This is a genomic window from Flavobacterium sp., from assembly GCF_043779715.1.
In the GTDB taxonomy this organism is placed as follows: Bacteria; Bacteroidota; Bacteroidia; order Flavobacteriales; family Flavobacteriaceae; genus Flavobacterium.
In genome coordinates this window covers 1-7,817 of record NZ_JAYWDT010000127.1, presented here as the reverse complement: position 1 = coordinate 7,817, position 7,817 = coordinate 1, and the positions used below count along the sequence as shown (strand labels likewise).

At 30.4% G+C, this 7,817-nt stretch carries 6 protein-coding genes and 1 tRNA gene; 2 read left to right on the top strand and 5 right to left on the bottom strand.

The window, feature by feature from the left end; all coding sequences use genetic code 11:
* Positions 1-211: 211 nt before the first annotated feature.
* A complete protein-coding gene (locus ACH2BG_RS06480) occupies positions 212-2,299 on the bottom strand; it encodes a glutamine--tRNA ligase/YqeY domain fusion protein (protein ID WP_395046896.1) in 2,088 nt (695 codons plus the stop codon).
* A 147-nt stretch (positions 2,300-2,446) separates the two neighbouring features.
* Here ACH2BG_RS06480 and folB point away from each other — a divergent pair, with 147 nt between their 5' ends.
* Positions 2,447-2,806: a dihydroneopterin aldolase gene (folB, locus tag ACH2BG_RS06475; protein ID WP_395046895.1), complete on the top strand. Its 360-nt coding sequence runs from the start codon at positions 2,447-2,449 to the stop codon at positions 2,804-2,806.
* A gap of 105 nt (positions 2,807-2,911) precedes the next feature.
* Positions 2,912-2,982: transfer RNA gene (locus tag ACH2BG_RS06470), tRNA-Cys, on the top strand.
* 266 nt (positions 2,983-3,248) lie between these two features.
* Here the strand turns inward: ACH2BG_RS06470 and ACH2BG_RS06465 are convergent.
* The 4 genes from ACH2BG_RS06465 to rnr form a co-directional block, all read right to left on the bottom strand.
* On the bottom strand, positions 3,249-3,926 hold the full coding sequence (locus ACH2BG_RS06465; RefSeq protein ID WP_395046894.1) for a hypothetical protein: 678 nt from the start codon (positions 3,924-3,926) through the stop codon (positions 3,249-3,251).
* Between the two features lie 72 nt (positions 3,927-3,998).
* Positions 3,999-4,682, bottom strand: coding sequence for a LysE family translocator (locus ACH2BG_RS06460; protein ID WP_395046893.1), 684 nt, complete (start codon positions 4,680-4,682; stop codon positions 3,999-4,001).
* A 61-nt stretch (positions 4,683-4,743) separates the two neighbouring features.
* Complete coding sequence (locus ACH2BG_RS06455; RefSeq protein ID WP_395046892.1) at positions 4,744-5,415, bottom strand: head GIN domain-containing protein; 672 nt, start codon at positions 5,413-5,415, stop codon at positions 4,744-4,746.
* A 2-nt stretch (positions 5,416-5,417) separates the two neighbouring features.
* Entirely contained in the window at positions 5,418-7,595 is a 2,178-nt protein-coding gene (gene rnr, locus ACH2BG_RS06450; protein ID WP_395046891.1) for a ribonuclease R, read from the bottom strand.
* Positions 7,596-7,817: the final 222 nt, after the last annotated feature.

Sequence of the window (7,817 nt, the reverse complement as noted above, 5' to 3'; positions counted from 1 at the left end):
AAAAATTAAAATAAAGCGATTTAATAAACGGTTTTTCGATAAACGTAAAAACACTTTAACCTGTTTTTTAAACCTGTTAAAATCCATTTATGAAGGTCACTTTTTTAATATAAAATCTATTTTTATTTAAGTTTCAATAAAAAATATCTATAATAGAAAAATCCACTCGAAAGTGGATTTTTTATTTGTAAAAACTATCAATTTTAAAATTTTATAATAATTCTAAAACTTTTTCATTTTTCTCTGAATTTTTCAATTCTGATAATTGTACTTGAAAATTAGAAAAATTCTCTGAATCATTTTTTAAATTTTTGATTCCTTCATATCTAACAAAAGAAGATTCGCTTTTAATAGACATATTATATAATTTATTTAAAGAATCTAATTCTAAATCAGAAGGTTTTATTTTATCAGAATATTTTAAAATAAAATTAGCAAATAACAAAGAGCTCTTATTGTTACTAATATTCTTGTTAATTGAATTAATTAACAAACTAAAATTTGCAACACTTTTTATACTTTCTCCAATAATATTTTGGATAATTATTCTGTCTTCTTTAGTATCAACTTTAAAATATTTATTGATTTCTTTCAACATATTCATCAATAAATTTTCTTCTTTTTTACCTTTTTCTTCCCAAGCATCTTTGAGTCCAACAGTTTTGTTAAAGACTAATTTTGAAGTAGTTGAGTCTTTATCAACATTAAAATACCCCAAACGCTGAAACTGAAATTTATCATTCGCTTTCACATCGGCAAGGCTTGGTTCTACAAATCCTTTTACAATTTCTAATGATGATTTGTTCATGAAATCGAGGAAGTTTTTCTCTTTGTGAGAATCTGGCGCTTCATCAATAAACAATCTATCATACAAACGAATTTCGGCTTCAATAGCGTGTGAAATTGAAACCCAATGCAAAGTTCCAGCAACTTTTCGTTTACTCGCTTCGGTACCGCTTCCGCTTAAAGAATCGGTATCATAAGTCGCTTGAATTTCGATAATATTTCCGTTTGCATCTTTTGTAACACTTTCTCCCTTAATAATGTATCCGTTTTTTAAACGAACTTCGTTTCCGATACTTAAACGGAAAAATTTGGCTGGAGCAACTTCAAGAAAATCTTCTCTTTCTATATATAATTCACGAGAAAATGGCACTTTTCTAAAACCCGCACTTTCATCTTCTTGATTATTTTCGGCTTCTAACCATTCTTCTTTTCCTTCTGGATAGTTTGTAATGACCAATTTTACTGGATCTAAAACCGCCATAACTCGTGGCGCGGTTTTGTTTAAATCTTCACGTAAACAAAACTCCAAAAGCGAAACATCAATGACATTTTCACGTTTTGCAACACCAATTGTTTCACAGAAATTTCGAATAGATTTTGCAGTATACCCACGACGACGCAAACCCGAAATTGTTGGCATTCTTGGATCGTCCCAACTATTAACTACTTTTTCTTCAACTAATTGCAAGAGTTTTCGTTTACTCATTATAGTATAATTCAAATTCAAACGAGCAAACTCATATTGATTGGGACGCACTTTAGTTGCATCATAAATTTGATCTAAAAACCAATTGTATAATTCGCGGTGCATTACAAATTCTAAAGTACAAATTGAGTGTGAAATTTGTTCGATATAATCGCTTTCGCCATGTGCATAATCATACATTGGATAAATTTTCCAATCGTTTCCTGTTCTATGATGATGACGATGCAAAACTCTGTACATCAACGGATCACGCATTAGCATATTAGTAGATGTCATATCTATTTTGGCTCTCAAAACATGACTTCCTTCTGGGAAATCACCGTTTTTCATAGCTTCAAAAAGTTGCAAATTTTCTTCAACAGAACGATTTCTAAATGGTCCATCGACTCCTGGTTGAGTTGGTGTTCCTTTTTGAATTGCCATGTCTTCTGATGACTGACTGTCTACATAAGCTTTTCCTTTTTTAATCATCACAATTGCCCAATCGTACAATTGTTGGAAATAATCGGAAGCATAACGTTCTTCTGCCCAATTGAAGCCCAACCAAAGTAAATCTTCCTTAATTGCATCTACATATTCTTGCTCTTCTTTGGCAGGATTTGTATCGTCAAAACGCAAATTTACAGGCGCATTATATCTTAATCCCAATCCAAAATTCAAACAAATCGCTTTGGCATGACCAATGTGCAAGTAACCATTTGGTTCTGGCGGAAAACGAAAGCGCAATTTATCCTGAGCTAATCCATTAGATAAACTATCTTCTATTATTTGTTCGATGAAATTCAGAGATTTTTCTTCAGTTGACATAATTTTGTTTAATTTTAGCAAAGATAAATAAATGTTGGCTATTTGGTTAATCGTTGATTTGGTTATTTGATAAATGATGACTAAAAATCGGTTATTTATGTGATATTATCGAATAAACGAATAAACAAATCCACAAACAAACTCAAAATGGGCATTATAAAACTAAAAAACATACGTACTTTTTCTTATCATGGTTGTTTGGTTGAAGAAGGCAAAATTGGTTCTGATTACAAGGTAGATTTAGAAATAAAAACCGATTTACGACGTTCTTCATTGTCAGATAACTTGAAAGATACGGTCGATTATGTGCTTCTAAACCAAATTGTAGTCGAAGAAATGGCGGTTCGTTCGCATTTATTAGAACATGTGGCCAACAGAATCATCACTAGAATCTTTGCAGAAATTGCTTCGGTTTCCAGAATTATTGTGGCAGTTTCTAAACTAAATCCGCCTATTGGTGGTGATGTTGAAGCGGTTACAATTGAAATGGAAGAATATAGAAACTAGAATTAATTGATAATTAACAATTGATAATTGATAATTTTTAAAATTTGTTAATTATCAATTGCTAATTATCATTTGTTTCTTATATTTGCATTCCGCTAAACACAGGGCGTCGTGGCCGAGCGGCTAGGCTGGGCTCTGCAAAAGCTCCTACTCCGGTTCGAATCCGGACGATGCCTCAAGAAGAGATACAGAAATGTGTCTCTTTTTTTTATGGAAAATTTTTAGGAAAAATTAATTAAATACATGGTTCGAATCCGTGCCGATGGCTATCGCGGGATATGACTCTAAAACCTTCAAAGAAATTTGGAGGTTTTTTTTATGTGAAATTTTTAGAAAAAATAAGATAATGCGGTGTTCGAATCCGGCTCGATAACTATACGGAGATGCCATAAAAAAAGAGACACAATCCTATCTCTTTTTTTATGTTTATTTTTTGTAGAAACTACTTAGTTTCCAATATTCTCCTAATCTTCACCACAGGAGTTTTCATGATGGATAAACCAATATCGGAGGCGAAAGTAAACTTATGAATCACAATTAAAGTAGCTTTATCGTTAGCAGCAATAGCTTCATAAATATCTTGTGGTATTTTGTCTCCTTTTACTTCAAAACTGTCTAAGAAATCACCATTTGTATTTGATAAATGAATTCTAAAGCTTGTAACAGTGATGTTATAATCTAACAGATAGTCGATTAATTTAACTGTAATTTCAGCATTTAAAAGCTCTTTACTTGGCATTTCAATCGTACACTCTCCATTAATACAACCTTTTTTGTTTACAAGTAAAGCGGCATAGGGTAATTCTTTTGTTCTAAAAATGTGTTCTTCGATAACTTTAGTAGAATCGGATGTTTGTATTTCAACCTGAACTTTAGTGTCTTTTGATGTTTTAGGTTTGATACTATAAGTACCATCAATGTTTTGTAAAACCGATTCCCCTTTAATTTTGAAAGGTTTCGAATCTTTTACATTAACCAAAAAAGGATTTGAAATCCCTTTATAAACAATATTTAGTTTGGTTAATCCAATTAATGATAAGTTTGGTTTTACTACTGGAATTGAATCGTTTTGAGCAAAAATAGGCAAAGAAAATAATAATAAAAGTAAAAGTTTTTTCATGGTTGGTGTTAATCAAATTTTATAAAATAACTGAAATTAATTCAGCATAAATTGGGTATAAAATAATAAATTTTACTTTTTTTCAATCTTCTCAATCGTGTTTGTTACAAAAGTTTTGTCGCTAGGAAACCAACCTTGAGAAAGCAAAAAAGCACCAAAAACAATAAGCAAAATACTGCTTATTTTTTTTATTTTAATAATATTTTCTGTAGTTAATTTATTTCTTAATTGCTTGGATAAAAGTATTTTACCAATATCTGTAATGATATAAGTAACGATAACAGTGGTAAAAAACCAAATAACATTAGAGAGTTCTACTTGCAATTTTGGGACAAATGTGATGATGATAAGCAACCAAAAACCCAAAACACCTATATTGATAAAATTAAGTAAAAACCCTTTTATAAATAGGTTTAAATAGTCTTTTTTAATCAATTCGACAGCTTCTTCATCAACTTCTGCTTTGTGCGCTTTACGTAATTTAAAAAAAGAAATTAATCCGTAAGTTACCATGATAATCCCACCAAAAATAAACAAGGCTGGATCATCTTTTAAACTCTGAATTAATCTATAACTTCCTAGATAAGCAACACCTATAAAAAAAACATCAGCTAGTATAACCCCTAAATCAAACATTAAAGCGGCACGAAAACCTTTTGTTATACTAATTTCTAGTAGTACAAAAAAAACAGGTCCTATCATGAAACTTAAAAATATTCCTAATGGGATTCCGTTGCCTAAAATATAATGAATCATAAATTTTTTTTAGTTAATATTCTGATGACGCAAGTTAAAAATTTATATTTTAAAAATTAAACTAACGCTTGCTTATTACGATATGTCCTCCTAAAACTGTTTTCTGATTTACTTGTTTTGGATTTCCGTATATGGTTATTGTACCTCCAGCTCTTGTTTTTGCATCTACTAAATCAGTAGCATATACATCGGCAAATCCTCCTGCATTTACAGATACTGTTGTTTGAGAAGTAATACATTTTTCTGCTTCTAGTTTTCCTCCAGAATTAGTCATTGCATCAAGATTTTGTGCTTTTCCTGATAGTTTTATAATAGAACCATTGGATGATTTTACTGTAATTCTTTGTGCATCGACAATCACTTTTATTTGAGATCCTTCTTTTGCGATAAGACTAAAATCCAAAGTTTTAATTTCAGTATCACAAGAAACGTAAGTACCTTCATTGGCTTCTAATCCTTCTAGTTTTTTAAAATAAACACGGGCAATTAAATCTTCACCATTTAAAAAATTTCCTATTGGAAGTCTTATTTTTAACTCTCCATTATTGTTTACAAGTTCGACTTCATTTTCAAATTTTCCTTTTAGTTCTATTTTATTTTCAGTTGATTCTATTAATTGAACCGAAATTTTGTCGAAAGCTGTAACCTTAGTAAAATCTCCAACATTTTTTGTTACTTGTGCTGTAATTAGGTTAGTTACCAGTAAAAACGGGATTATAAATATTTTTTTCATAATTACTCTTTTCTTCTTATAAAGTTAAAATCTAATTGTTTTTTAACCAAGTCGGCATTTTTTACTTTGACCCAAACTTCATCGCCTAATTGCAATAAAGATTTAGAAATTTCGCCAACTAAAGCATATTGTTTTTCATCGAAAGTATAATAATCATCTTTTATATCACGAATACGAACCATTCCTTCGCATTTATTTTCGATGATTTCTACATAAATTCCCCATTCAGTCACACCAGAAATTACACCTAAAAACTCCTGATCTTGATGATTTTGCATGTATTTTACCTGCATATATTTTATAGAATCACGTTCGGCATTAGTTGCTAAACCTTCCATATTTGATGTATGCTGACATTTTGTTTCGTACGTTTCCTGGTCGACAGATTTTCCTCCATCTAAATAATATTGCAATAATCGATGAACCATAACGTCTGGATAACGACGAATTGGCGAAGTGAAATGAGAATAATAATCGAAAGCCAAACCATAATGACCAATATTATCGGTCGAATATTTAGCTTTACTCATGGTTCTAATCGCTAAAGTATCAATAAGATTTTGTTCTTTTTTACCGTTTACTTCTTCCATTAAAGTATTTAGAGATTTAGAGATTTCTCCACCTCTAAAATCTATTTTATAACCAAATTTTGCAATTACAGCTTGCATAGCAAACAATTTATCTTCATTTGGTTCGTCGTGAATTCTGTAAATAAACGTTTTCTTTTGTTTACCAATGTATTCAGCCACTTTTCTGTTGGCTAATAACATGAATTCTTCAATAAGATGATTGGCATCTTTAGAAACTTTAAAAAACACACCTTCTGGTTCTCCGTCTTCGCTTAAGTTGAATTTCACTTCTACTTTATCAAAAGAGATTGCACCATCATTCATACGTTTGCGACGCATAATTTTAGCTAAATCATCTAGTTTTAATGTAGCAGCTACAATTTCGTCAGAAACTACATAAGAACTTCCTGTAATAGAAATATCTACTGGAATTGTATTGTCTTTGGTTTCAATAATATATTGCGCTTCTTCGTAAGCAAAACGTTGGTTTGAATCGATTACTGTTCTTCCAAACCATTGATTGATAACTGTTGCTTTTTCATCTATTTCAAAAATAGCTGAAAATGTATATTTTTCTTCGTTTGGTCGTAATGAACAAGCAAAATTTGACAAAACCTCAGGTAACATTGGTACAACCCTATCTACTAAATATACTGATGTTGCGCGTTGATAAGCTTCGTCATCTAAAATTGTTCCTTCTTCAAGATAATGAGAAACATCGGCAATGTGAATTCCTATTTCGTAATTTCCGTTTTCTAGTTTTTTAAACGAAAGTGCATCATCAAAATCTTTAGCATCTTTTGGATCGATAGTAAAAGTTAATGTTTGTCGCATATCACGACGCTTAGCAATTTCACTTTCTTGAATAGAAGTGTCTATTTTTTGAGCATATACTTCTACATCTACAGGAAATTCTGCTGGTAAACCATATTCAGCCAAAATAGCATGAATTTCGGTATTGTGTTCTCCTGGTTTTCCTAAAACTTTAGTTACGGTTCCAAAAGGAGAATCAGCTTTTTTAGGCCAATCTTCGATATGAACTAAAACGACATCACCTTGTTGTGCTTCTCCAATTTTTGCTAACGGAATAAAAATATCTGTATACATTTTAGGATTTGCAGTGCTTACAAAAGCAAAATTCTTCTGAATATCTATTACACCTACAAAATCTGTTTTAGCTCTTTCTACGACTTCTATAACTTCTCCTTCAGGGCGTTTTCCTTTTCTTCTGTTATAGATATAAACTTTTACAATGTCTTTATCTAAAGCATGATTTAAATTATTGGTTGGAATAAAAACATCTTCTCCAAAATCAGGACAAACAAAATAGGCTGTTTTTCGAGAAGTCATGTCTATTTTTCCTTCGTAATAATCTTGTGAAATTCCTTTTACCAGATATTTTCCTGGTTCGGTTTCAATAATTTTATTTTGTGAAGCAAGAATTTTTAAATCTTTAATAATTTCATTTCTACTCTTAGTATCATCTACTTCAAGTAATGCTGAAATTTGTTTATAATTAAAAGGTTTATTCGCGTTTTGTGATAGTACTTTTAAAATCTTTGTTGAGAAATCTTTCTCATTTTTTCCAAACTTTTTTGGCATTTTACTCATAATTCATTTTTATAAAGTTGAAATTTACGAATAAGATATTAGATTTCAGAATTTAGATTTCAGATTTAAAGAAAATATAACTTTTTGAGGAGAGATGAAAAGATAATAGACGGATAGATAATAGATAAATACTAACATCTATATTTTTTTTAGTCTTTCATCTATCAATCTATTATCTCTTTGTCTTTTTCAAAGTTGTCAACATTTATTAAATAATACAAA

Coding starts and splice junctions, on each gene's coding strand:
- ACH2BG_RS06480 (WP_395046896.1), bottom strand. CDS start 2,299: ATGTCAACTGAAGAAAAATCTCTGAATTTCATCGAACAAATAATAGAA.
- folB (WP_395046895.1), top strand. CDS start 2,447: ATGGGCATTATAAAACTAAAAAACATACGTACTTTTTCTTATCATGGT.
- ACH2BG_RS06465 (WP_395046894.1), bottom strand. CDS start 3,926: ATGAAAAAACTTTTACTTTTATTATTATTTTCTTTGCCTATTTTTGCT.
- ACH2BG_RS06460 (WP_395046893.1), bottom strand. CDS start 4,682: ATGATTCATTATATTTTAGGCAACGGAATCCCATTAGGAATATTTTTA.
- ACH2BG_RS06455 (WP_395046892.1), bottom strand. CDS start 5,415: ATGAAAAAAATATTTATAATCCCGTTTTTACTGGTAACTAACCTAATT.
- rnr (WP_395046891.1), bottom strand. CDS start 7,595: ATGAGTAAAATGCCAAAAAAGTTTGGAAAAAATGAGAAAGATTTCTCA.